Origin of the sequence: Caballeronia sp. LZ043, assembly GCF_031451075.1 — a bacterium.
Classification (GTDB): Bacteria; Pseudomonadota; Gammaproteobacteria; order Burkholderiales; family Burkholderiaceae; genus Caballeronia.
On record NZ_JARUXT010000002.1, the window covers coordinates 92320 to 116445 of the forward strand.

Here is a 24126-nt window from a genome sequence, read left to right on the forward strand (position 1 = left end):
CGTCGCCGGTGGCGTGTGAGTCATGCCGCGGCCTGGGCCTGCGCCACGCAGCGTGCACCGCGCACGGTGTCGAGCAGTTCGTCCGGTGCGTCGAGCGCGTCGCCGCGCCACGCCACGTGACCGTCCGGACGCACCAGCACGAAACGCCGCTCGTACAGCGCCGCAATATCCGGGCGGTCGAGTTGCACCACCGAAAGCGGCATGCCGCGCTCGCTCGCCGCCCGTTCGAGCGCCTGCGTGGACGGCGCATCGCCGGCGAACGACAGCAGGGTGAATCCCTCGCCGAACAGGTCGAGCGTGGAGCGGCCGTCGTCGAGCCAGGCGTGCGGCGCGCGCGAGCCAGGCCGCGCGTTCTGGATATATACCATCGGTTCGTCGGGCACCGGCTCGGTGCCGTCGCCGATGACAATCGGCGAGCGGTCATAGCGATACCCCATCGAGGTCCCCGCGATCTCCCATTCCGCGAGCATCGCGTCCTTGAGCGTCGCGCCGACATGCCGACGCGCGGCTTCCCCTTCCGGCGTTTCGTCGAGCACGGCGCTGTAGTCGAGCTTGAGCATCCACGGCTTGAAGAGATCGGCGGCGGCCTTGACGAAGCGGGTCATGACCGGCTTGCGCTCGCATTCGTAGGTATCGAGCAGCGCCTCGCCCCCCCAGCCCTTCAGCACGGCTTCCAGTTTCCAGCCGAGATCGACGGAATCGCCGATGCACGTGTTCATGCCGAAGCCGCCCGTCGGCGACATCGCGTGCGCCGCATCGCCGGCGATGAACACGCGCCCCGCGCGCACCTTTGACGACACCACTTCGCGGCGCCGCCACGGCGACATTGCGCGGACCTTGAACGGAATGGTGTCGTCGCCGAAGCAGCGGCGCACGAGCGCGTCCGTGTCGAGATTGGCGAGATCGAGCTTCTGCGCCGAACCCGAGAGCGACAGCCGCCATTCCGTATGGCCGTCCACCACGGTCAGATTGCCCCACACGCCTTCCGGCCCGATCATCATGTAGCGCTCGGCGGCGCCCATCTTGTGCTTGTCCTGCAGGTGCTCGGCGTCGACCAGCAGGCTCATCGTGTAGTTCAGGACCGGCGTGCCTTCGAGCGGAATCTCCAGCGCGTTGCGGATACCGCTGTCCACGCCGTCGCACGCCACCATGTACTTCGCGCGGATCTCGAGCGTCTCCACACCGGATTGCGGCGGCTCCGCCCGTTCGCCGATGAACACACGGTCGATGTTCTCGCCCGTGAACTGATGCCGCTTGCCGCCCGGCAGACGGTCGACGAACGCGCGCACGCCCTGGCCGTCATCAACGAAACTGGCGAGCCGCAGACTGCGCATCAGCGTGACGGAAGGAAAGCGTGCGAGCGCTTTTTCAAGAACTGGATCAAGCAGTTTCTGCGGGCAGCGATGCCGGTCCTGCGGCGTGAAGTCGGGCGCTTCCCGGCCGCCGAGCGGCGCATAGGGCTCGCGCGCCAGTTCGTGTCCGGCGAGGCTCGTGCAGTAAACGATGTCGAGCGCATAGTCCTGCGGGAAGCCCGCGCGCGCGACATCCTCGACAATGCCCCAGCGGCGGAAGAACTCCATCGTGCGCGAACTTAGTCCGGATGCGCGCGGGAGGACCACGTCGGCGGACGGCTGCTGGTCGATCAGCAGACAGTCGATGCCGCGCCAGCCGAGGTCGAGCGCGAGAGAAAGACCAGCGGGACCGGCGCCGACGATCAGCACCGAAGTTTCGATAACGGGACGGCTCACTTGAGAGGTTCCTTGAGGCAGACGTGCGGTGGACATGACGGCTCAGCGTTCGATTGCGTCGAGATAGGCTTTCATCAGGTGATGCACGGCGACTTCCATCGACGACATCGGACCCGGCTCGTAGAAGGGCGATTTCATGGCGTTCTGCAACGAAACCACCATCGACGCATCTTCCGCCACGAGCTTCGCGACGAAGGCCTTGTATTCGGCGAGATTGGCTTCGAAATCGGGCTGCTCGAACGCGACCGGCGGGAACATCAGGTAGATGTCGAGCCGCGTGCGTTCGGCGTCGATGGGCCACACCTGCCACAGCCGCAGGCTGTCGCTGCGCATGGAGAGCGTCACGTTCGGGAACAGGCCGCCGCGCGAGGAGGTGTCGTCCGGCAGGCCTTCGAGCCAGGGCAATGTGGGGAAGAGACTCTTGCCCGTCTTCGAGTGGGAACGCGCCTTCTGGTCGTAGGTCCAGCTGCCGCGCGCATGCAGCTTCACATCGAGGTTGCGGTAGTCGTTGAAGCGCCCGAATGTGCCGGTATGCAGCACCGGAACGTGATAGATGTCGACCAGATTCTCGACCAGCAGCTTCCAGTTGCAGGCCACTTCGATCTGCATCTTCTCGGCCATCCGGCATTCGTCGGTGCGGAACCAAGGCGTGTTTTCCGCGAATTCGCCGATGAATTCCTCGAACGGCATTGGCTCGCGGTTGAAGCTCATGAAGATCCAGCCCCGCCAGGTGCGCACTTCGAGCGGCTTGAGGCGCTTGCCGGCGATGTCGAGCGGCGTCTTGCCCATGCCTGGCGCGACCAGCAGCTTGCCTTCGAGATCGTAAAGCCAGGCGTGATACGGGCAACTGAAGTCGCGCGCATTGCCGCAGCCTTCCGCGATCGCGACGCCGCGATGCAGGCACATGTTCATGAACGCGCTGATCTCGCCCGACGTAGTGCGCGTCAGCACATACGGTTCGTCGCAGATGCTGGCGGTGAGGTAATCGCCCACGTTCGGCAGTTCTTCCTCGCGGCCCACGCACAGCCAGGTGTCGAGGAAGATCTTCTGCTTTTCAAGGGCGAGCACGTCAGTCTTGGCGTAGACCTCGCCGGGCAGATGACGCGCGGCGGCGAGCTGCTCGCGGGTCCGGGCGAAGCGGTCTTGCAGGTCGATGAATTGCAGCGGCACATTGGCGTTCATGGGGATCTCCGGAATACCGTCTGGCGCGGGCGTTCGCCCCGCGCGCCGAATGGGTCTGACAAAGCCTTCACACGCCGCGCTGCGCGAGCGCGTTCGCCTCGCTCAGCAACGCGAGCGCATGGTCCGTATCGACGACGTCCGCATACTTCTTGTGCATGTCGAACAGGTTCACGGCGTGCGAGATGCGCGAGCGGTCGAAGACGCACTCGTGCGGCACCACCACCTTGAAGCCGAGCGACGACGCATCGACCACCGAGGCCCGCACGCAACCGCTCGTCGTGCCACCGGTGACGAACAGCGTGTCGATGCGCTGGTCGATCAGATAGCTCGTCAACGCGGTGCCGAAGAAGGCGCTTGCGTGGTACTTGGGAATGCGCAGTTCGGCCGCCGCCGGGGCCACTTCCTCGACGAAGTCATAGCCGCGCCGGTCGATATCCATGATGCCGGGCACCTTGTCGCCGAAGCGTCCGGCGTCGTGGACGCCCTTCGGCGCGACGTGCGGGAAGATCACCGGGAAGCGATTGCGGCGGAACGCGGCCAGCAGACGCACCATGTGCGGCACGCACGACCAGGCGTATTCGCCGCAGCTCGTCGGATATTCGGCGATGGCGTCGAGCAGCGGGCGCGGCGTCTCGCCGAAGGAGCGGTATTGCATGTCGATGACAAGCAGCGCCGGACGCTGGCCGGTGCCGCTGCGGCCGTCGAAGCCGGCGGCGTCGAACGCAGCGAGATCCGCGTCGGGAATCACACCGTCCCAAGGATGCAGCGTACGGTGCGCCGGTTCGTCGTCGAACGTCTGCATGATTGAATTCATGGTGCGATTCCTTTGTTTTGAACGTGCTTGGTTGCGTCAGGCGCGGACGGTATCCGGCGCGGTTTCGATCACTTGTCCGTCGATCACCACCGGCACGCCGTCGATCTGCACGCTGCAGCCGGACATCGGAATGTCCAGGTGGCAGGGCGTGTGGCGCGTGCCGCCCGCTTCCGCGTTCGGTCCGGTGGAGAACATGAAATTGCCGGCGTAGGAACGGGCGTCCATGCCGTTGGTTTGGCGCTTGTCGTACATGCCGAGCATGGTCCAGTGCGCGCGGTCGAGCAGGCCCCAACCCAGATGCGAGACCGCGTAGCCGTCGGGATCGTTGAAGGAGGCGATGTAATCGCGCAGGTAGCGGGCGTCGAGGCCGCCTTCGATGCCCGTCACGAAGCCGTTCTCGATGGTGAGGCGGATGGGCGTGCGCACGTAGTCCTTGAACGGCAGGATGGTGTCGCCTTCGTCGAGCACGACGATGCCGTTGCTCGACGCCTCGTCCGGCCAGCGCGCGATGAACGCGCTCGGCGCGTGATCCCAGCGGCCGGGTTCGTCGGCGAAACCGTACTGGACCAGCGGCGGATACTCGCCGAAGCGCGCGCTGAAGCGCGTGCCGGCCGCCGACGTGACGTCCAGCCGGCGCGCCGCGCGCATGCGCGTTTCGGCGCGCTTGACGCGCAGCCGGTCCGTCTCCGTGGGCAGCAGGCGCATGAAGATCTCGGGCGGTTCCTTGACGAGGATGATGCGCGCGCCGGACTCGAGAATCTCTTCCTGTTCGGAGCCGCGATACATGCCCATCAAATCGACGATGAGATCCGTGCGCTTCATCGCCTCGATGGCGAGCCGGTTGCCGGACAGCGCGGTGGGTCCGTAGTGCGCGGTGCTGTCGCCGCCCACCTTGACCGCCACGGACGCGCCCAGTTCCACGCTCATCATCGGATTGCCCAGCCGGGCGAGCGCGAAGCGCGCCGCCGCGTGATGTTCCGGGTCCGTGATGTCGCCGATCAGGATCAGCACGCTCTCTTCGGACTGGAGCTTGCACAGCGCGAAGAGCTGGGTCCAGGCGTCGACCAGCCGGGTGGAAAGACTCATCGTGCATATCTCCGGTACATGTCGGCGGCCTGCGCCGCGACGATCGCGCCGATCTCCTCTTCGCGTTCCAGCACGCGCGCATTCGGCGCGGCGACGATGAACGCATAGTCTTCGGCGCCGAAGCGGAAGCCCGCCGCGATCGAGGTGGTTTCCGCCTGATACTCATTGACCGCCACGTGCCAGCCGCGCGCCGAGCCGATCTCTACCGCGTTCGCGATGTCCTGCGGATCCACCAGCGTCTGGTCCGAGAAGCGCCGCCGCTCGAGCCGCTGGATCAGCTCGCCGCGCGTTTCCGCCGACATCAGCGCGAGCAGCGCGCGGCCCGACGCGCCGCTGTGGATCGGCTTCAGCTGGCCGGGACGCGCGCTGTAGCGCAGCGCGCGCGACGGCTCCACCACTTCGAGATACAGCACTTCGAGCCCTTCGCGCTTGGCGAGGATGGCGGTTTCGTCGGTCTCCTCGCAGATGCGCGCGAGGAACGGCCGCGCAGCGGCGAGGATGGGGTCGTGGCCGGTGATGGCCTGACCAAGGTCGAGACAGCGCCGCGTCGGGTAATACCCGTCGTCACGGCCGAGCCAGTACAGATAGCCTTCCTGGCGCAAGGTTTCGAGCAGCGCCAGCAGGCTCGACTTCGGCCACTCCAGCTGACGCGCGATCTGCGCCAGCGTGGCGGGGCGCCGCGTGGTCGCGAAGAATTCGAGGATGGTCAGCACCCGCAATGCGCTCTTCACGCCCGCACCGCGGCCCGGCTCTGCCGCACTGTCGGCGGCCTTGGCCCGGGTGTCCTCGCTGGCGCGCGACGCTGCGGGGTCAGCGGCGTCGATGGGCGTGGCCTGATACGGAATCTTGCTCAAGTCATCTCCTTGGTAAATCCGTTCACATATGTGAATGAACGTTCCGTGTTATCAATCTATTCAAACAAATTTGGATTGTCAAACAATCCGTGCGTTCCTGTCCATTCTTCTCGCAAACCTTTATAACGCCTCATCCTGCGCGAGAACAGATTATTGAAAAGTTTGTGTTTTGAATTTTTTGGATGTACATAATTGGAAATGGACGTTCACATAGATGAACGTTTGTGCGATCTGAGGACACCGCGTCCGAAGACGCCCTGACAAGTTCTCACTACTTTTCACGCGCGCAGCGAAGGGGAGAAAGCCGATGGATGCGACGGGTTCGTTCAGCAAAGGTAGAAGAAGTCTGCTCAAGACCGCGCTGGCGGGCGCGGCGTCGTCGCTGCTGCCGGCTTTCACGCCGTCGGCGCGCGCCGCGGAACAGCTCGACGGAGCGTTCAAGGTCGGCACCTACGGCGGATCGTGGCGCGACAACCTCGACAAGTTCGTCGGCCAGCCTGTGGCGGCGCGCGGCGCGAATGTCGGCTATGTGATCGATTCGCCGACCGGCAATCTCGCCAAGCTGATCGCGGCACGCGGCCGCGCCCGTCCGTTCGACGCGATGGAAGGCGCGCCGGAACTCGTCAACCGGATGGTCAGCGCGGGTCTTATCGAAAAGATCGATGCCGCCAACGTGCCCAACATGAAGCCGCTGCCGGCCATCGCCGTGAAGCCGTACGCGGTGACCACATTCGCGCTGCTCGACGTGGTGGTCTACAACGCCGACAAGTTCAAGGAAGCGGGCATCGCACCGCCCACGCATTACTCGGATCTGGCCAATCCGAAGCTCGCGGGCCGCGTGGCCTTCCCGGACGTCGATCACACCGAGCACCTCGGCGCGATCGTCGGCCTGGCCTATGACGCGGGCGGCGACGAATCTTCCATCGCGCGCGCCATTCCGCTCGTCAACAAGATCAAGCCCGCCTACTACTTCGCGGCCTCCACCGAACTGGCGACGCGCTTCGGCTCCGGCGAGATCTGGGCCGCGCCATGGTCGGCGGCGTGGGCGCTGCGCCTGAAGCGCTCCGGCCTGCCGATCGCCGTGTCCTACATGCAGTTCGGCGACACGATGCGCGGCTGTATCTGGCCGAACCTGTACCACATCGTCAAGGGCACGGCCAACACGGCCGCAGCCGAGGCCTTCCTGAACCAGTACCTCGCGCCCGACACGCAGTTCAGCTTCGGCATGGCCGTCGGCGATCTGCCGATGAACCCGCAGGCGCGCGAGCGGATGTCGAAGGAAGCGTCGGTGAAGGACATCCTCAAGTTCTCGGACGCCGACATCAACGCGATGAAGGAAGTCGATTACTCGAAGATCGATCTGGCCGCCTGGCACGACCGCTGGGCACGCGACATCACGCGCTAGGGCTTATCCGGCGTATGTAGTACGTCCTGAGTGTTTGGCGTCTGAACTTCGGCCCGGATCATCCGCCGGGCCGCGATGAAAGTCGGAGCAGAAGCATGGCGAACGTTTCGTTGCAGCGTGTGTGCAAGAGCTATTCATCCGGGCCGGTCGTGTCGGACGTGGACATTTCCATCGCGGAGGGCGAGTTCCTCGTGCTGCTCGGTCCGTCCGGCTGCGGCAAGACGACGACCCTCCGCATGATCGCCGGTTTCGTCGAACCGACCTCGGGCGAAATTCGCATCGATGGTCAGGACGTTACCTGGATGCCGCCTCGCAAGCGCGATGTCGGCATGGTGTTCCAGGACTATTCACTGTTCCCGAACATGACGGTATGGAAGAACGTCGCGTTCGGGCTCGAGCAGCGCAAGGTGCCCTCGCGCGAGATTGCGCGGCGCGTCGGCGAATGTCTCGACATGATCCGGCTGCCCGATCTGGCGCAGCGTTATCCGGACGAACTCTCGGGCGGCCAGAAGCAGCGTGTCGCGCTGGCCCGCGCGCTCGCCACGCGTCCGCGCGTGCTCCTGATGGACGAGCCGCTCGGCGCGCTCGACCTGAAGCTGCGCGAGGCGATGCAGGCGGAACTGGCGCGCCTGCAACGCGAACTGGGCATCACCACGGTCATGGTGACGCACGATCAACAGGAAGCGATGAGCCTGGCGGATCGCATCGTCGTGATGAACGGCGGCCGCGTGCAGCAGACCGGCACGCCCGAGGACATCTACTTGCGGCCGGCGAATCCGTTCGTGGCGGGGTTCATCGGCAAGGTCAACTTGATAGAGGGCACGGTCATGCATGTGGCGGGGGACGGCTGCATGATCGATGTCGGCGGTGCACGGATTGCCGCGGCGCGGCACGGGGACATGGTTCTGGGTGCGCGCGTCGCGCTCGCGCTGCGTCCGGAGACCTTGCGCGCGCTGCCGCCCGATGCGCCGCCCACGGGCAACCGTCTCGATGGCGTGGTGACGCAGCGGCGCTTCCTGGGCAACGCGGTGCATTATCACGTCGATCTCGGCGCGGGCGGGGAAATTGTCGTGGAGCGGAGCGGGGATGAGATTCTCGCGCAGGTCGGCGAAAGGATCGGGCTTGCGTGGCCGCCCGGACAGGAGCGCTGTTTCGCCCTCGACGCGCGCCCGCATGATCCAGCGCATGTTTCAGCACAAGGCGCGCGCGCATGAACGCCGTCGACTCGCCGCCGAACGCCGAGCGCCGCGCACCGCTTACGCCGCCTCCGCCCATGAGTGCCGAGACCGCAACGCGCGGACGGCCCGCCGGATTGTCGCGCGCGTCCGGCTGGTCGACGCTGCTGTGGCCGCCGCTCGTGATCGCCACGCTCCTGCTGGTCGTGCCGCAGGCCTTCTATGTCTGGCTGAGCTTCCATCGCGATCTCGGCATGGGGCAGACCGGGACCGCGTTCACGTTCGGCAATTACGCGCGCGTGCTCACCGATGTCTTCTACCTGAAGACCATCTGGGTGACCTTCTATCTTTCAGTGATGGGTACGGTCGTGGGCCTGCTGCTCGCGCTGCCGTGCGCGTATCTTCTCGCGCGCATGAAGGCGCGCTGGGCTTCGCATCTGCTGGCGCTGCTGCTGATGGCGTCGTTCATCACGCTGGTCGTGAAGGTGCTGGGCCTGTCGCTGCTGATCAACCGCGAAGGGCTGATCAACGCGGCGCTGCGCGGTATCGGCCTGATCGACGAGCCCTTGCAGCTGACGAGCAACGGCGTGGGCGTGGTGATCGGGCTCGTGCAGTACACGCTGCCGCTGCTCGTGATGATCCTGCTGAGCGTGATCCAGACGATTCCCGAAAGCCTCGAGGAAGCCGCCGAGATCCACGGTGCGAGCTGGCTCGGCACGCTGCGCCGCGTGGTCCTGCCGATCGCCGCGCCGGGCATCATCAACGGCGCGCTGATCACGTTCAACATGAACATGGGCGCCTTCACGTCCGCGGTCCTGCTGGGCGGCGGCAAGGTGCTGACCTTGCCGTTGCTGATCCAGCAGAAGATCGTGCAGGACGTGAGCTACGGCACCGGCGCGACGCTGTCGACCATCCTGCTCGTCTTCGTGCTGGCGTTGAACGCTGCGTTCGCCTTCTTCTTCCGTGCCCGCCGCAGGGAGCCGCGATGAACCTGTCCATGCCTCTTCCGCTCGCGCGGCTGGCCGACCGTCACTGGCGCACGTCGCGTCGCGTCGTCCTGACCACGATCACCGCGCTCGTCTACGCGTTCATGCTCGCGCCGATCCTGGCCGTGGCCATTGCGTCGTTCGACGGCAGCCAGACGTTCTATTTTCGCTTCCCGCCGCAGCAGTTCTCGCTGCACTGGTACCGGCATCTGCCCGTCAAGTATCTGCATTCGTTGCAGACGAGCCTGATCGTGGGCCTGAGCGCGGCGCTCATCTCGACGGTCATCGGCAGCATGGCGGCGCTCGGCATCGTGCGCGGCACGTATCGCGGCAAGGGCGCGTTGCAGAGCTTCTTCCGGCTGCCGCTGCAAGTGCCTTCGGTCGTCACGGGCGTGGTGTTCCTGCAGTTCTATTACCGTCTGTCCGACAGCGGCGTGAATCTCATCGATACGCTCACCGGCCTCATCATCGCGCATGTGTTCTTCACGATCCCCTACGCGGTGGGCACGGTCGCCGCCGTGCTGACGCGCCTGAATCCTGCGCTGGAAGAGGCGGCGCAGAGCCTGGGCGCGACCCGCTGGACCATCTTCTGGCGCGTGGTTTTTCCGGCGATGAAACCCGGCGTGGTGGCGGGCTTCTTCTATGCCTTCATCGTGTCCTTCGGCGACGTGCCGGTCACCGTCTTTCTCGCGAGCGACGGCAACGTGACGTTCCCGGTCCAGGTCTTCCAGTCGTTGCAGTTCGATTTCGAGCCGGTGATCCTGGCGCTTTCGACGCTCGTCGTGGTGCTGTCGGCGGCCGGCATCCTGGTGATGCAGCGCTGGATCGGATTGAGCTTGCTGGTGCCGTCGGCGGGCAGGCGCTGAAGCACAAGCTGAAACACGCGGACATGAATAACGTCTCACGCGAGGTGAATGGATGGAGCAAGGCTTTGTATACGCGGTGAATGCCGCCGACGTACCGGACGACGAACCGCTTGGCGTGGAGATCGACGGCCGGCAGGTGGCGATCTACCGCATCGACGAGGAATACTTCGCGACGGAGAACGTCTGCCCACATCAATACGCGCTGATGAGCGAGGGCTATCTCGAGGACGGCTGCATCGAGTGTCCGCTGCATCAGGCGCGTTTCGACGTGCGCACCGGCGCGGCGCAATGCGGCCCGGTCGATCGCGGACTGCGCGTGTATCGGGTGGCGCTGGAGGCGGGCGCGGTGCTGGTCGAACTCGGCGACGCGGCATGAACGCGCCGGCGCATGTCGTGATCGTCGGCGCCGGGCAGGCGGGCGCGCGGTGCGCGCATGCGCTGCGCGAGTTCGGCTACGACGGCGCGGTATCGCTGGTGGGCGACGAGCCCGACGCGCCCTATGAACGCCCGCCGCTCTCCAAGGCGATGCTCGGCGCGCAGGCCGGCGCCACGCGCGTACACCTCTACGAAGCCGCTCGTTACGACGACGCGCGGATCGACCTGCTGCTCGGCACGCGCGCGCTGCAGCTGCGTGCGGATGAACACGCCATCGATCTCGACGACGGCCGCACGCTCCGCTATGACCGCTGCATTCTCGCGACCGGTGGCCGCGCGCGCCCGTGGCCGGGACGCATCCGCGGCGACGGCGCCCGTTTGCTCACGTTGCGCAGCCTCGCGCATGCACGCGTGCTGCGCGAACGCCTGCAACAGGCGCGCTCGCTGATCGTGATCGGCGGCGGCTTTCTCGGGCTCGAATGTGCCGACGCCGCACGTGCGCAGGGCATCGACGTCACGGTGATCGAATCGCGCCATTCGTTGTTGCCCGACAAGCTGCCCGCCGCGCTCTCCGCGCAATTGCTGAAGCGTCATGAGGCGCGCGGCATCCGCTTTCGCTTCGGCGGGCAGATCAAGCAGATCGTCGACGAACCGGGAAAGCCGTTGCGCGTCTCACTGCGTGACGGCGAGACCTGTGACGCGGATCTTTGCCTGATCGCCATTGGCCAGTTGCCGAACGTCGAACTCGCGGCGCAGGCGGGGCTCGTCACTGATACGGGCATCGCGGTGGACCGGCTTTGCCGCACGTCGGCGCCGCACGTGTATGCGGCTGGCGATTGCGTGAGCTTTCCGTTTGGCGAGACCGGGCGGCGCGTGCGCGTCGAGTCCTGGCAGAACGCCGAGCAGCAGAGCCGCGCGGCGGCGGCCAACGCGCTCGGTATCGAGACGCCTTATACGCTGCTGCCGTGGTTCTGGACCGATCAGGCCGACTGGAACATGCAGTTTCTGGGACTGGAAGATCCGCTCGCGCCGGACATGCGCTGGATCGTGCGCGATGGCTCGACGCAGAACAGCGCTCGCGCGGTGTGGGTCGGACTGCGGGATGCGCGCCCAGTGGCGGCGGTCGCGCTCAACAGCGGGGGCGACGTGACGCCCTTGCGCAAGCTGCTGGCGTCCGGCGCGCCGGTGGAGGAAGCCGCGCTCGCGGACACGGGCCAGCGGCTCGGCAAGCTGGTGCAGGAACTCATTTCACGGACTTGAAGCGCTGAAACCCGTGGGCAAGTGTATCGAAGGCACGCACAGCATGTGTCCCTGTCCCGCCACCTCCTGGCCCGGGACAATGTTCCACCCGTCCCACCGGAGCCCGCCCTCATGCCCCAGACATCCCACCTCATCGCCTTCGCGCTGGTCGCGCTCGGCATGGCCCTGACGCCCGGGCCCAACATGGTCTACCTGATTTCCCGCTCCATCTGCCAGGGCCGCACGGCCGGCCTGATCTCGCTCGGCGGCGTCGCGCTGGGCTTCGTGTTCTACATGCTGTGCGCGGCCTTCGGCATCACCGCGCTGCTGATCGCCATTCCGTTCGCCTATGACGCGCTGCGCTTCGGCGGCGCGCTGTATCTGCTCTGGCTCGCGTGGCAAGCCGTGAAGCCCGGCGGCCGCTCGCCGTTCCAGGTGCGCGATCTCCCCGTCGACAGCCCGCGCAAGCTCTTCACGATGGGCTTCGTGACCAACCTGTTGAATCCGAAGATTGCCGTGCTGTATCTGTCGCTGCTGCCGCAGTTCATCGATCCGCAACACGGCAGCGTGCTCGCGCAATCGATGATGCTCGGCCTCGTGCAGATCGCGCTGAGCATCGCCGTGAATGCGTCGGTGGCGATGACCGCGGGCTCCATCGCCGTGTTTCTCGCGCGCAAGCCCGCGTGGCTGCTCATCCAGCGCTGGCTGATGGGCACCGTGCTCGCGGGCCTCGCGCTCAGAATGGCGACCGAAGCCCGCCGTTAAAGCCGCTTAACGCTCGCCGTCTTCCTTCGCCCGCTGCGCCGCGAACTGCATCAGCCGTTCGTCGCGCCAGTCGCGGCGCGCGGCGAGGTCATCGGCGGAGAGATGCTGGCGACGGTCCTTCTCGACCTGTGCTATCAGCGCTTCATCCCACGGACCGTCATCGACGCGCGACTTGACGATCGAGTGGTACAGCGGTCCGAGCCGGTTCGCATAATCGGCCACGCCGCCCGGCGCGTTCAGGTCGATCGTCTCGAACGGGCCCATGAACGACCAGCGCCAGCCGAGGCCGTCGCGCACGGTCTTGTCGATATCCTCGCAACTCGCAATGCCGTCGCGCTGCAACGCCCACGCTTCGCGCAGCAGCGCCGCCTGCAGACGGTTCAGCACGAAGCCCTCGATCTCCTTGCGCACATGCACGACGCTTTGCCCGATGCCGCGCATCAGGGCATCGGTGAACTCGACCGTCGCCGACGATGTCTGCGTCGACGGCACGAGTTCGACGACCGGCACGAGGTACGGCGGATTGACCGGATGCGCGATCAGCACGCGCGGCGAGATGGCGAGGTCGCAGGCGAAGTCGGAGGCCTTGATGCCCGAACTCGAACTGCCGATGATCACATCGGCGTCCGCCACCTTGTCGAGATCCAGCATCAGCTGGCGCTTCACATCGACGCGCTCGAGCACCGACTCCTGCACGTACGCAGCACCGTCGATGGCTTGCGCGAGCGAATCGGCGAGCGTCAGGCGGGCGGCGATGGTTTCCGGCGCTTCGTCGATGAGACCGTGCCTGTGCAACGCCGCCAACTGGTTCGCGGCCCACGGAATGGCGTTCTCGGCGGTGCGCGGATTCGCGTCGTACACGCGCACGTTCAGCCCGGCGCGCGCGAAGGCAATCGCCCAGCCCGCGCCCACGAGCCCCGCGCCGATGATGGCAACGGGCTTGTCCAGCTTCATCTTCGCTACGTTCATCAATTGTCTCGCTTGAGTTATGGTCTATATCACGCAGCCGTCCAGCCGCCGTCGAGCATGAGCGCGCTGCCGGTCACGAGCGTGGAGGCATCGCTGGCGAGGAACACGATGGCGCCCATCACTTCCTCGACGCGTCCCACGCGGCCCAGCGCGATGCGCTGCGTGACCCAGTCACGAAAGCCGGGCGCATCGAACATGCTTGCCGTGAGCACGGTCTCGATGAACGTGGGGCACACCGTGTTCACGCGAATGGCGTGCGGCCCGAGCTCCCATGCCAGCGCCTTGGTCATGCCTTCGAGCGCATGCTTCGATGCGCAGTACACCGTGCGGCCCGGGCTGCCCACGTGCCCCATCTGCGACGACACGTTGATGATCGAGCCGCCGTTCCCGGCGCGCAGCATGCCCTTCGCGACCGCGCGCGACACATGGAAGACCGACTTTACATTGAGGTCGATGATCGCGTTGATATCGTCATCGGTCACCTCCACAAGCGGCTTCGGGCGATTGGTGCCCGCGCAGTTCACGAGGATGTCGTAGGGCTCGCGCGCCTCGATGGCGGCGCTGACGGCGGCCGAATCGGTGATGTCGAGCGCGATGAAGTCGCTCTGGCCGCCTTCCTCGTTGATCTGGCCGGACGCGCGTTCGAGTTCATCGGCGGAACGCGCGACCAGCGTCACGCGCGCGCCCGCCTGAGCCAGCGCCGCCGCCGCCGCGAGGCCGATGCCGCGTCCGCCGCCGGTGATCAACGCTGTCTTGCCATGCAATGAAAAGCCCGGTGCTTTCGGCAGCATGCACTCTCCTGATCTTGATCGAATGGAACGAGGCAAGCGTAGCGACGCGACATCCGCGCCGCTTGCATACCAGTTATGCAAAACCTGAAATCCGTCGCCGCTGACAATACCGGCAAGTCCGGAGGGTGCGCAAGTGGAACTGAAACAGTTGCGGTATTTCGAGGTCGTCGCGCGTGAAGGCAGTCTCTCGCGCGCCGCGACACTGCTCGGCGTGAGCCAGTCGCTGCTGACACGCCATATCCAGAGTCTCGAACAGGAGTTCGGCCTGGCGCTGCTCTACCGTAACGGTCATGGCATGTCGCTGACCGACGGCGGCAAGACCTTCCTCGCCTCGGCCAGCGACATCCTGATGCGCACCGACAGCGCCCTGAACCAGATGCAGGCGCTGCGCTCGAACCCGGGCGGCACGGTGACGATCGGTATTCCGCCGATGCTCGGCGAATTCCTGCTGGTGCCGCTCACCAGGCGCTTCCGCGCGGAGTTTCCTGACGTGCGGCTCAAGCTGCGCGAAAGCGTGAGCGGCTATCTGCTCGAATGGCTGATGACCGGGAAGCTCGATATCGGCGTGCTGTACAACGTGACGTCGCTGAATACGATCGGCGTGGAGCCGTTGCTGTCGGACGAGATGCTGCTGATCGGCCCGCCCGATGCCGAGGTGCTGAATGCCTCGGCGGACTCCATCGCGCTGGCTGAAACCGTGGACCTGCAATGGGTCCTGCCGCCGCGTCCGCATGGCCTGCGCACGCTCGCCGAGGATGCCGCGACCGCGCAGGGATTGCAGCTGAACATCGTTGTCGAACTGGACGCGATGGCGGGCATCTTCGATCTCGTCCAAGCAGGGCTGGGCTTCAGCATCGCGCCGTTCGCCGCCATCGAGAAACGCCTCGAACGCGGCACGCTGAAGGCACGGCGCCTTCGCGAGCCGTCGCTGTCCGGCGTGCTGTCGATTGCGTTCTCGCCGAAGAAGGAAGCCACGCTCGCGATGAAGGCGCTGTATCGCATCGTGCGCCAGGAAACCGAGTCGCTGGTGCGAAACGGCGTCTGGCGCGCGATCGACGAACGGGCTTAGTGCACCTCAGGCCGGCGAATCGGTCAGGGCATCGTTCGCGACATTCGGCCCGGCAGGCGCTTTCCTGGCCCCGCCGCGCACGAAGGTCGCCGCGGGCATGCACAGCACGAGGACGCCGGTGCAGAGGAGCACGCAGCCGAGCGCATAGGTGCCGTTGTTGATGTTGCCGGTCACCTGCTTCATGAGGCTGGTGATCCACGATCCCGCGATGCCCGAGAGGCTGCCGAACGAATTGATCATCGCGAAGCCGGCGGCGGCCGCCGTGCCGGACAGCAGACTGCCCGGATAGGTCCACACGACCGGCGTGAGTCCGAGCACGCCCGATGCAGCGACACACAGGCAGATCATCGCAACCGGCAGATTGCTCGCGAACGCCGCGCTCAAGATGAGCGCCGTGCCGCCGACGAACGCGGGAATCGCGGCGTGCCAGCGGCGCTCGCCGGTCTTGCTCGAATGCCATGCGTTGAAGAGCATCGTCGCGGCGGCGCAGACGAAGGGCAGCGCCGTGAGCAGGCCGATGTGGAACGTGTCCTTCACGCCCGACTCGCGCACGATGGACGGCAGCCAGAACGACAGCCCGTACCAGCCGGTCGCGTAGGTGAAGATGATCCCCGCGCAGAGCCACACGCGATAGTCACGCAGCGCGGGACCGAACTTGTATTCCTTGTGCGCGTTCTCGGTGACGACGTTCTTGTCGAGCAGACGCTTCTCGGCATCGGTGAGCCACTTGGCCTGATGGATCTTGTCGGCGAGACCGAAGTAGACGAGGAACGCGAGCGCCATCGCCGGGACGCCTTCGATCAGCAGCATCCATTGCCAGCCGCTATAACCCATCCAGCCGTGCGAATGCTGCATCAGCCAGCCGGACAGCGGGCCGCCGAGCACGAGGCTGGTAGGCAGCGCGAGCAACAGGCCGAAGGTCACCTTGGTCTGACGGTCGGAGGGGAACCAGTAATTGATGTACAGCAGCACGCCGGGATAGAAGCCCGCTTCGCAACAGCCGAGCAGCAGCCGCAGGATGTAGAACATCGTCGCGTTCTCGACGCCGAACAGTTTCGCGAGTTCGGCGGTGAACATCGTGGCGGCGGAAATCAGGCCCCAGGTCAGCATGATGCGCGCGATCCAGCGTCGCGCGCCCACGCGGTGCAGCACGATATTGCTCGGAATCTCCAGCGCGATATAGCCGATGAAGAACATGCTCGCGCCCAATGCGAAGGCCGAGTCGCCGATCTTGAGATCGCCGAGCATCTGCAGCTTCGCGAAGCCGATGTTGACGCGGTCGAGAAACGAAAACGTGTGGCAGAGGAACAGGATCGGCGCGATGCGCCACAACAGCTTCTTGTACAGCTTGCCTTCGTCGACGGACTGCGCGGCGGCGCCGTCGATTGCGTCGATGCTCATGGGTATCTCCTCCCGGATGGTTCGTCAATGGCGGGTTGTTTCGGTGGAGCGTATTGATAGCCCGACGCAAACGCTCGAATACCTGTTATGCAGGATCCGCATAGCGCACGGGTGTTCATGGCGCGCAAACCCTTGTGGTGCAAGGCTTGCAGCGAAACGTGCCGTACTGCGGGAAAAGCAGGATGCGGCGCGTTTACCCCTATCGTCCGACTGTCGACAGCTTGACAGAATGAATTGCAGACCCGCCGGCAGTGACCCGGCGGGCTTCTTCAGGAGACGACCGAATGCGTACGTGCATGCTCTCTCCGCGCCTTCCGGCGCTGTTTCATCGAGCTTCGACGCGGAGGCCGCAATGATGCGTATCCGCCGCTCGATGCTCATCACGCCCGCGCATCGCCCCGACCGCATGGCGGGCGCGATGAAGCTGGCAGTCGATTCCTTTGTCTTCGATCTCGAAGACGGCGTGCCGCCCGTGCGCCGTGACGAAGCGCGCGCCAATCTCGCGAAGCTGATGCCGACGCTGGACTTCGGCGGCCGCGAGCGCGTGGTGCGGATCAACGCGGTGGGCACGGCGGATTGCGTGCGCGATCTCGACGCCGTGCCGCTGACGCACTGCGACGCCTTGCTCGTGCCCAAGGTCGAATCCGCCGAGCAACTGCGCTGGCTCGACACCGAACTCACACGTCGCGATGCGCCGGTCAGGCTGATCGCCACGCTGGAGACGCCGCGCGGCGTGCTGAACGCACTGAGCATCGCCGACGCCTCGCCGCGCCTTTGCGCGTTCTTCTTCGGCTCGGGCGACTACACGATGGAAACCGGCGCCGAGATCACGCCGACCGCCTTGTTGTGGGCGCGTTCGACGATCGTCGCGGCAGCGGGCGCCGCTGCTTGCGACGCCATCGACGCGCCTTATCTGCACGGCCTGCGCGATCCGCAAGGCACGCATGAAGACGCGTTGCGCGCGCTGGAACTGGGCTTCAGCGGCAAGGTGGTGTTCCATCCCGCTCAGGTAGATGCGGTCAACGGCGCGTTCACGCCGACCGAAGCGCAAACCGCGCGAGCCCGACGCATCGTCGACGCGTTCGAGGCGGTGAAGGCGAGCGGCGAGGGCACGGCCATCGTCGACGGCGAATTCGTCGCCATCGATCTGGTGCCGCGCATGCAGCGGCTGCTCGACATCGCCGCCTACGCGCAAGGGAGAACGTCATGAAGCAGGCCACGCTGACCTCGTACGACGATGCCGACGTGCGTGCGCGGACCGACGCGCATGTCTCCGCGCTGAACATCGCCGGGCGCATGGAGCGCCTGCCGCTGTCGCGCTTTCACTGGACCTTGTTCGCGATCCTGGGCGTCGCGATGTTCTTCGACGGCTACGATCTCACCGTCACCGGCTTCGTCATCCCGGCGTTGCACAAGCACGGCTGGCTCACGCCGGCGACCACGGCCACCTTCATCTCGGTGCCGCTCATCGCTGCCGCATTCGGCTCGATCGCGGCGGGACTGCTCGGTGACCGCATCGGCCGCCGACGTCTGTTCCAGGCGACGGTGCTGGTCTACAGCCTGTCGAGCCTCGGCTGCGGCTTCGCGACGAGCTACGGCATGCTGCTCACGTTCCGCACGATCAACCTCTTCGCGATCGGCACGGTCACCGTCACCGGGTATGCGTATCTGAACGAGTTCACGCCGCGGCGTTATCGCGGGCGCTTCCAGTCGGCGGTGGCGTTGCTGCTGAACGGCGGCCTGCCGTTCGGCGCCCTGATGGCACGGCTCATCGTGCCGAACACCGACGTGAACGTCGGCTGGCGCGTGCTGTTCCTGCTGTCGGTGATTCCGGCGCTGCTGGTCTTCGCAAACAAGCGCCTGTTGCCGGAGTCGCCGCGCTGGCTTGCGTCGGTCGGTCGCGACGAGGAAGCGGCTCGCGTGGTCGATTCGATCGAGGCCGGCATCGTGCAGCGCGAAGGCAAGACGTTGCCCGATGCCGAACTCGCCCGCGAACCGGCGCGGCATCTCGGCTGGGATGCGCTGTTCTCGCCGCTCGTGCGCGGACGGTTCGCGCTGGCCGTCGTGTTCAACATCTGTCATCTGACGGGCCTGTTCGTGCTCATCAGCTGGCTGCCGACGCTGTTCGTCTCGCGCGGCCTCACGCTCGGCTCCACCTTCACGTTCGCTGCGGTGAGCTTCATGGGCGGCTTCCTCGGGCCGCTGCTGGGCATCGTGGTGGCGGACCGCATCGAGCGGCGCTGGTCGCTGGTGGCGGCCGCGCTGGTCGCTGCGTGCGCGGGCGTCGCCTATGCGGGACAGACATCGCCGCAGGGACTGATGATCACCGGCCTGATCCTCGTCACGGCGATATTTTTTATATCGTCGGTCGGCTTTGCGACCTATATCCCCGAGATCCTGCCGACCGGCGTGCGGCTGCGCGGCCTCGGCACTGCCGCGCTGATCGGCCGGCTGGCGTCGGCGGCCACGCCGTTCGCCGTCGCGGCCGCGTTGCTCACGTTGAAGAACCCGTTCTATGTCGTGTCGTCCGTCGGCGTCGCCTATGTCGTGATGGCGCTGCTGCTCGCCGTGCTCGGTCCGAACGTGCGCGGCCGGACGCTCGAAAGTCTCGAATCCGGACTGGACCCCAAACCTTGAGGAGATGTTCGATGGCGCTGTCCCGCACCTTTCTGTTCGTCCCCGGCAATCATGCGCGCCGCGTCGAGAAGGCGCTGAACGCCGATGTCGATGCGGCAATCCTCGATCTCGAAGACGCCGTCGCGGCCAGCGAAAAGGTTGCGACGCGCGCGGCGGTCGTCGAAGCGTTGCAAGCACCGCATCGCGCGCGCGGCTATATCCGCATCAACGCATTGGACACGGAGTACGCGTTCGGCGACCTGCACGCGGTGATCGCGCGCGGCGTGGACGGCATCGTGCTGCCGAAACTCGAGTCGGTGGAACAGCTGCATACCGCCGACTGGATCATGAGCCAGCTCGAGCGCGAGCGTGGCCTTGACGCGGATTCCATCGAGCTGATGCCGATCATCGAAACCGGCGCGGGCTTCGCGGCGATTCAGGCGCTGTGCACGTCGGCGGCGCAGCGTGTGCGGCGTCTCAAGCGCTTCGCTTTTGGTGCAGGCGACTTCTGCCTCGACATGAACCTCATATGGAGCGGCGACGAGTCGGAACTGCATGCGTACCGCAGCGCGCTGGTGCTGGCGTCGCGCGCGGCAGGACTGCAGGCGCCCGTCGATACCGTATGGGTGCGCCTCGACGACGCCGACGGTCTCGCGCGCTCGGCGGTCCGTGCGCGCGGCATGGGCTTCCAGGGCAAGTTGTGCATCCACCCGGCGCAATGCGACGCGGTGAACCGCGCGTTCTCGCCGACCGAAGCCGAGATCACTCAGGCGCGCGCCGTCGTCGAGGCGTTCAAGCGCGCCGAAGCGGAAGGCGTTGCGTCGATCCGGCTCGACGGCGCCTTCATCGATTACCCGGTCGCGTATCGCGCGCAACGCGTGCTCGACTTCGCCGCGCAGATCGACGCGCGCTGAGAACATTTCATCCATCGGAGAAACGGCAATGACTGCAACATCGGCTGACACCCGCAACGTTCGTCCGCTCGACGGCATTCGCGTGATCGACGTGTCGAGTTTCCTGGCGGGACCGTTCTGCTCGACGCAGCTCGGCGAATTCGGCGCCGAGGTCATCAAGGCGGAGCTGCCCGACGTGGGCGATGCATTGCGCCGCTTCGGCTCGATGACGGAGGCGGGCGTCACGCTGCCGTGGCTGTCCGAATGCCGCAACAAGAAGTCGATCACGCTCGACTTGCGCAAGCCCGGTGGCGCCGAGTTGCTGAAGAAGCTGGTCGCGGACGCCGACATCCTTGTCGAGAACTTTCAGCCGGGCACGCTCGAAAAGTGGGGCCTCGGCTGGGACGTGCTGCATGAAGTGAATCCGCGGCTCATCATGGTGCGCATCTCGGGCTTCGGCCAGACCGGGCCGTATCGCGACCGGCCGGGCTTCGGGCGCATCGGCAATGCGTTCGGCGGGCTGTCGTTCCTCGCGGGCTATCCGGACCGGCCGCCGGTCACGCCCGGCTCCGCGACCATTCCCGACTACATGGCGGGCCTCTACGGCGCGCTCGGCGCGCTGCTGGCCATTCAGGCGCGCGAACGCACGGGTGAAGGGCAGTTCGTCGATATCGGCTTGTACGAACCGATCTTCCGCATCCTCGATGAACTCGCGCCGTCGTTCCAGAAGAACGGCTTCGTGCGGCAGCGCATGGGTCCGGGCACGGTGAACGTGGTGCCGCACAGCCACTATCCGACCAGCGACGGCCGCTGGATCGCCATTGCCTGCACCAGCGACAAGATCTTCGCGCGTCTCGCTGAAGCGATGGGCACGCCGGAACTCGCGGGCGAAGGCAAGTGGGGGCACATTTCGGGTCGCGAGCGCGATCGTGCCGACGTGGACCGCACTGTCGGCGAATGGACCACGCAGTTCACGCGCGACGAAGTGCTCGCGCGCTGCGAACAGTTCCAGGTGCCGTGCGGGCCGGTGTACGGCATCGACGAGATCTTCGAAGATCCGCAATACGCGGCGCGCGAGAACATCAAGACCATGCAGGACGCGCGCATCGGCGAACTGGCGGTGCCGAATGTCGTGCCGCGTCTCTCTGCGACGCCGGGCGGCATCGACTGGCTCGGACCGGACCTCGGCCAACATAACGACGACATCTATCGCGGCTTGCTCGGACTCGATACCGAGCAGCTCGCGACGCTCAGGGAAGAAGGGGCCATCTGATATGATCGCGCATCCTTTTTCGGCGGCCCTGGCGTGTTGACAGACGAGCCTCGCGCCGCGCTTCGGGTCATCACGAAACAGCCCACCGCCATGAGCGCAGACGATCAGAAATGGGCCCTGCCGCCGCAGCATTCGTTGCCGCAACTCGTCGAGGCGCGGCTGGTCAGCGCCATCCGTTCAGGCGATCTCAAGGCGGGTGAGCGCATCGTCGAAACGCAATTGGCCCGGCAGCTCAACGTGAGCCGCGGGCCGTTGCGCGAGGCGCTCAAGTCGCTCGAAGCCAACGGGCTGGTCTTCACCGTGCGCGGCAAGGGCACCTACGTGGCCGAGGTCTCGCACGACGACTTCGTGCGCATGACCGGCATTCGCGCCGTGCTCGAAGGCTTCGCCGCGCGGCTCGTGGCGGCGCGTTGCCGTCATGAGCCGGATGTCGTCGTGCAGCTGGAGCAGTCGCTCGCGGAACTGGAGCGCGCGGAAGCGGGCCATGATGCCGCCGTGCTGCGTGCGGTGGACTGGGAGTTTCACGAACTCGTCTGCACGCTCGCCGACAACGATCTGCTGCAAACCACCTGGCATTCCATCAGTTCGCTCGTGCGGCTCTATCAGCAGGGCAATACGAGCTACGAGGTGCGCAGCGAAAGCGTCGTGCATCATCATCACGAGTTCGTCGAAGCGCTCAAGTCCGGCGATCCCGACTTCGCCGAGCAGACCTTCCGCAGCATCATCACCGACACGACTTTTCGCTCGCTGGGCCTTCCCGTGCCCGAGGCGATGACGTCGATGACCGAGCCGCCGCGCGCGCCGAAGAAGTCGAAGGCCGGCGCGAGGTAGTCACGTCTGTCCGGCGTGCAGCGTCGTGGCGAAGTGGGCGCGCAGATGATCGAGGAACAGCGTCGAGGCCAGGTTGAGATCGGCTTTCTCGCGCACCAGAATGCCGAAGTTGCGCGACAGGTCGATCTCCGGCACGTTCAGCGTCGCACGAGATTCGAGCGAGTAGCGCTGCGCCATGTAGCGCGGCAGGAAGGTCGCGCCGAGCCCGGCATCGACGAGCCCCAGCACCGTGCCGACATTGGTCGCGTGCTGGATGGTCGAGAGCGTGAGGCCGCGTCGGGCGAGTTCGGCCGAGAGACGCGTCTGGAGCAACGCGTAACGGTCGAGCAGCATCAGCGGCAGATCGGCGAGTTGCTCCAGCGTGATGTCCTGCGCGCCCGCCAGCGGATGCGCCTTGGGCAGCACGACGAGCATCGGTTCGCGGGCGAGCGGTTCGAAGTGCAGCTTGCTGGAATCGCCATCGAACGCGCTGACGGCCAGGTCCGCCTGTCCGGCTTCGAGCGTCGCGAGCACGGCCTCGTATTGCAGGTCGCGAACCTGGATCTGGATCGACGGATACGCCTGGCGGAACGACTGGATGAGTTGCGGCAGTACGACGGCGGCGAGCATCGGCGTGGTGGCGATCACCGTGCGCATCTTGGACGCCGCTGCACGCGCATGAAAGTCCGTCAGCAACTCGCGTAAACCCTGCAACGCGAGCCGCGCGCGGCGCGCGAGTTCTTCGCCCTCGGGCGTGGGCGTTACGCGACGGGTCGTGCGTTCGACGAGCTTCGTCTTGAGCATCGCTTCGAGCCGCTGGACGCGGTTCGTTACGGAGGGCTGCGAGACATGCATCTTCTTCGCGGCGGCGCTGAAGCTGCCGAGGTCCGCCACGGCGAGAAAGGTTTCCAGCTCGATGAGATCGAAACGCAGATTGATTCCGTCGATGCCCTCGTCCGGAGCGGAGTGGTCGTCCTGCATCATGCCGCCGTGTCCTCCGTGCCCGATTTATAACGCCATCTTATAAATCGATATTCTAATGCGATTAGAGTTTCGCGAGGCCGTTCTCGATAATTGGGCCATTAGAGACTGAACCGGAAAGCGCGTTGCAACGACGCGGCCCGGCTGGTCGAGAACGGAGACTTCATGAAGGACGAAATCAAGATCCTGACGCCGAACGGCATCCTGGGCTACGGCATCCCGGCGGCCGACTTCTGGCGCGGCATCGATCAACAGCCCGACGCGATGATCGTCGATGGCGGTTCTACCGACCCCGGTCCTTATCTGCTCGGCCTGCCGAAGACACTGGTGACGCGTGAAGCGTATCTACGCGATCTGTCGCTGATGCTTGACGCCTGCGCGACGCGCAAGGTGCCGATCTATATCAGCTCGGCGGGCGGCCCCGGCATTCGCGCGCATGTGGATTTCATGGTCGATGTGATCGAAGAGATCGCGAAGCGTGAAGGCTATCGCTTCAAGATCGCCAAGATCTATTCGGATGTGGACCCCTCGTATGTCCGCGATGCGATGGGCGAAGGCCGCATCACGCCGTGCGCATCGGCGCCGGAGTTGCAGGTGTCGGATGTGGGCGCGTCGTCGCATATCGTCGCGCAGATGGGTGCTGAGCCGTTTGCGAAGACACTGCGCGAGCATCCTGATCTGGACATCGTCGTGGCCGGCCGTGCGTACGATCCGGCGCCGTTCGCGGGGCTGTGCATGCTGCACGGGATCGAGCCGGGCATCTACTGGCACATGGGCAAGATCGTCGAGTGCGGGGCGAACTGCGCGGAGCCCAAGGGCAAGGTGATT

The 24126-nt window shown here is 65.7% G+C and carries 23 protein-coding genes; 14 read left to right on the forward strand and 9 right to left on the reverse strand.

Annotated features, from left to right (window positions below; genetic code table 11):
* Nucleotides 1-20 precede the first annotated feature (20 nt).
* From QCE64_RS13775 to QCE64_RS13795, 5 genes are all read right to left on the reverse strand, one after another.
* Nucleotides 21-1748 carry an FAD-dependent monooxygenase gene (locus QCE64_RS13775; protein WP_310004324.1) on the reverse strand — a complete coding sequence of 576 codons (1728 nt, stop codon included), beginning with the start codon at nt 1746-1748 and terminating at the stop codon, nt 21-23.
* A gap of 42 nt (nt 1749-1790) precedes the next feature.
* Complete coding sequence (locus QCE64_RS13780; RefSeq protein WP_310004326.1) at nt 1791-2930, reverse strand: aromatic ring-hydroxylating dioxygenase subunit alpha; 1140 nt, start codon at nt 2928-2930, stop codon at nt 1791-1793.
* 67 nt (nt 2931-2997) lie between these two features.
* Nucleotides 2998-3744, reverse strand: coding sequence for an isochorismatase family protein (locus QCE64_RS13785; protein ID WP_310004329.1), 747 nt, complete (start codon nt 3742-3744; stop codon nt 2998-3000).
* A gap of 36 nt (nt 3745-3780) precedes the next feature.
* Complete coding sequence (locus QCE64_RS13790; protein ID WP_310004331.1) at nt 3781-4830, reverse strand: 2,5-dihydroxypyridine 5,6-dioxygenase; 1050 nt, start codon at nt 4828-4830, stop codon at nt 3781-3783.
* Nucleotides 4827-5684 (reverse strand): IclR family transcriptional regulator, encoded by an 858-nt coding sequence (locus tag QCE64_RS13795; RefSeq protein WP_310004334.1) that lies wholly within the window; start codon nt 5682-5684, stop codon nt 4827-4829. The genes QCE64_RS13790 and QCE64_RS13795 overlap by 4 nt, the downstream gene beginning before the upstream one ends.
* 307 nt (nt 5685-5991) lie before the next feature.
* Between QCE64_RS13795 and QCE64_RS13800 the strand changes: the two genes are divergently transcribed.
* The 7 genes from QCE64_RS13800 (at nt 5992) to QCE64_RS13830 (ending at nt 12495) form a co-directional block, all read left to right on the forward strand.
* On the forward strand, nt 5992-7089 hold the full coding sequence (locus QCE64_RS13800) for an extracellular solute-binding protein (RefSeq protein ID WP_309920195.1): 1098 nt from the start codon (nt 5992-5994) through the stop codon (nt 7087-7089).
* Nucleotides 7090-7184: 95 nt separating this feature from the next.
* Nucleotides 7185-8303 (forward strand): ABC transporter ATP-binding protein, encoded by a 1119-nt coding sequence (locus QCE64_RS13805; protein ID WP_309920196.1) that lies wholly within the window; start codon nt 7185-7187, stop codon nt 8301-8303.
* Entirely contained in the window at nt 8300-9253 is a 954-nt protein-coding gene (locus tag QCE64_RS13810) for an ABC transporter permease (RefSeq protein WP_309920198.1), read from the forward strand. Before QCE64_RS13805 ends, QCE64_RS13810 begins: the two co-directional genes overlap by 4 nt.
* Nucleotides 9250-10116, forward strand: coding sequence for an ABC transporter permease (locus QCE64_RS13815; RefSeq protein WP_310004336.1), 867 nt, complete (start codon nt 9250-9252; stop codon nt 10114-10116). Before QCE64_RS13810 ends, QCE64_RS13815 begins: the two co-directional genes overlap by 4 nt.
* A gap of 52 nt (nt 10117-10168) precedes the next feature.
* The gene (locus QCE64_RS13820) at nt 10169-10492 is read left to right on the forward strand and encodes a non-heme iron oxygenase ferredoxin subunit (RefSeq protein ID WP_309920204.1); all 324 of its coding nucleotides are present in this window, start codon (nt 10169-10171) and stop codon (nt 10490-10492) included.
* Nucleotides 10489-11751 carry an FAD-dependent oxidoreductase gene (locus tag QCE64_RS13825; RefSeq protein ID WP_310004338.1) on the forward strand — a complete coding sequence of 421 codons (1263 nt, stop codon included), beginning with the start codon at nt 10489-10491 and terminating at the stop codon, nt 11749-11751. The genes QCE64_RS13820 and QCE64_RS13825 overlap by 4 nt, the downstream gene beginning before the upstream one ends.
* A gap of 111 nt (nt 11752-11862) precedes the next feature.
* Nucleotides 11863-12495 carry a LysE family translocator gene (locus QCE64_RS13830; protein ID WP_309811988.1) on the forward strand — a complete coding sequence of 211 codons (633 nt, stop codon included), beginning with the start codon at nt 11863-11865 and terminating at the stop codon, nt 12493-12495.
* 6 nt (nt 12496-12501) lie between these two features.
* On the opposite strand, the gene QCE64_RS13835 is transcribed toward QCE64_RS13830, so the two are convergent.
* Together QCE64_RS13835 and QCE64_RS13840 are read right to left on the reverse strand one after the other, a co-directional pair.
* The gene (locus QCE64_RS13835) at nt 12502-13464 is read right to left on the reverse strand and encodes a 3-hydroxyacyl-CoA dehydrogenase (protein WP_309931807.1); all 963 of its coding nucleotides are present in this window, start codon (nt 13462-13464) and stop codon (nt 12502-12504) included.
* A gap of 29 nt (nt 13465-13493) precedes the next feature.
* On the reverse strand, nt 13494-14255 hold the full coding sequence (locus QCE64_RS13840; protein WP_310004340.1) for a glucose 1-dehydrogenase: 762 nt from the start codon (nt 14253-14255) through the stop codon (nt 13494-13496).
* A 133-nt stretch (nt 14256-14388) separates the two neighbouring features.
* Here QCE64_RS13840 and QCE64_RS13845 point away from each other — a divergent pair, with 133 nt between their 5' ends.
* Nucleotides 14389-15324, forward strand: coding sequence for a LysR family transcriptional regulator (locus QCE64_RS13845; protein WP_310004342.1), 936 nt, complete (start codon nt 14389-14391; stop codon nt 15322-15324).
* A 6-nt stretch (nt 15325-15330) separates the two neighbouring features.
* On the opposite strand, the gene QCE64_RS13850 is transcribed toward QCE64_RS13845, so the two are convergent.
* Entirely contained in the window at nt 15331-16725 is a 1395-nt protein-coding gene (locus QCE64_RS13850) for an MFS transporter (protein WP_309812004.1), read from the reverse strand.
* 352 nt (nt 16726-17077) lie between these two features.
* Between QCE64_RS13850 and QCE64_RS13855 the strand changes: the two genes are divergently transcribed.
* From QCE64_RS13855 to QCE64_RS13875, 5 genes are all read left to right on the forward strand, one after another.
* Nucleotides 17078-17935: a CoA ester lyase gene (locus QCE64_RS13855; protein ID WP_310004344.1), complete on the forward strand. Its 858-nt coding sequence runs from the start codon at nt 17078-17080 to the stop codon at nt 17933-17935.
* A complete protein-coding gene (locus tag QCE64_RS13860) occupies nt 17932-19362 on the forward strand; it encodes an MFS transporter (RefSeq protein WP_309920228.1) in 1431 nt (476 codons plus the stop codon). The genes QCE64_RS13855 and QCE64_RS13860 overlap by 4 nt, the downstream gene beginning before the upstream one ends.
* A gap of 11 nt (nt 19363-19373) precedes the next feature.
* Nucleotides 19374-20255 carry a CoA ester lyase gene (locus QCE64_RS13865; protein WP_310004346.1) on the forward strand — a complete coding sequence of 294 codons (882 nt, stop codon included), beginning with the start codon at nt 19374-19376 and terminating at the stop codon, nt 20253-20255.
* A gap of 28 nt (nt 20256-20283) precedes the next feature.
* Nucleotides 20284-21507 (forward strand): CoA transferase, encoded by a 1224-nt coding sequence (locus QCE64_RS13870; RefSeq protein WP_309931817.1) that lies wholly within the window; start codon nt 20284-20286, stop codon nt 21505-21507.
* 90 nt (nt 21508-21597) lie between these two features.
* Nucleotides 21598-22338, forward strand: coding sequence for a GntR family transcriptional regulator (locus QCE64_RS13875; RefSeq protein WP_309920237.1), 741 nt, complete (start codon nt 21598-21600; stop codon nt 22336-22338).
* Here QCE64_RS13875 and QCE64_RS13880 read toward each other — a convergent pair whose 3' ends face one another.
* On the reverse strand, nt 22339-23301 hold the full coding sequence (locus tag QCE64_RS13880; protein WP_309931819.1) for a LysR family transcriptional regulator: 963 nt from the start codon (nt 23299-23301) through the stop codon (nt 22339-22341). It abuts the gene before it with no gap.
* 162 nt (nt 23302-23463) lie between these two features.
* Here QCE64_RS13880 and QCE64_RS13885 point away from each other — a divergent pair.
* Nucleotides 23464-24126, forward strand: a 663-nt coding sequence (locus QCE64_RS13885) for an acyclic terpene utilization AtuA family protein (RefSeq protein ID WP_310004348.1), incomplete at its 3' end; no start/stop codon positions are given.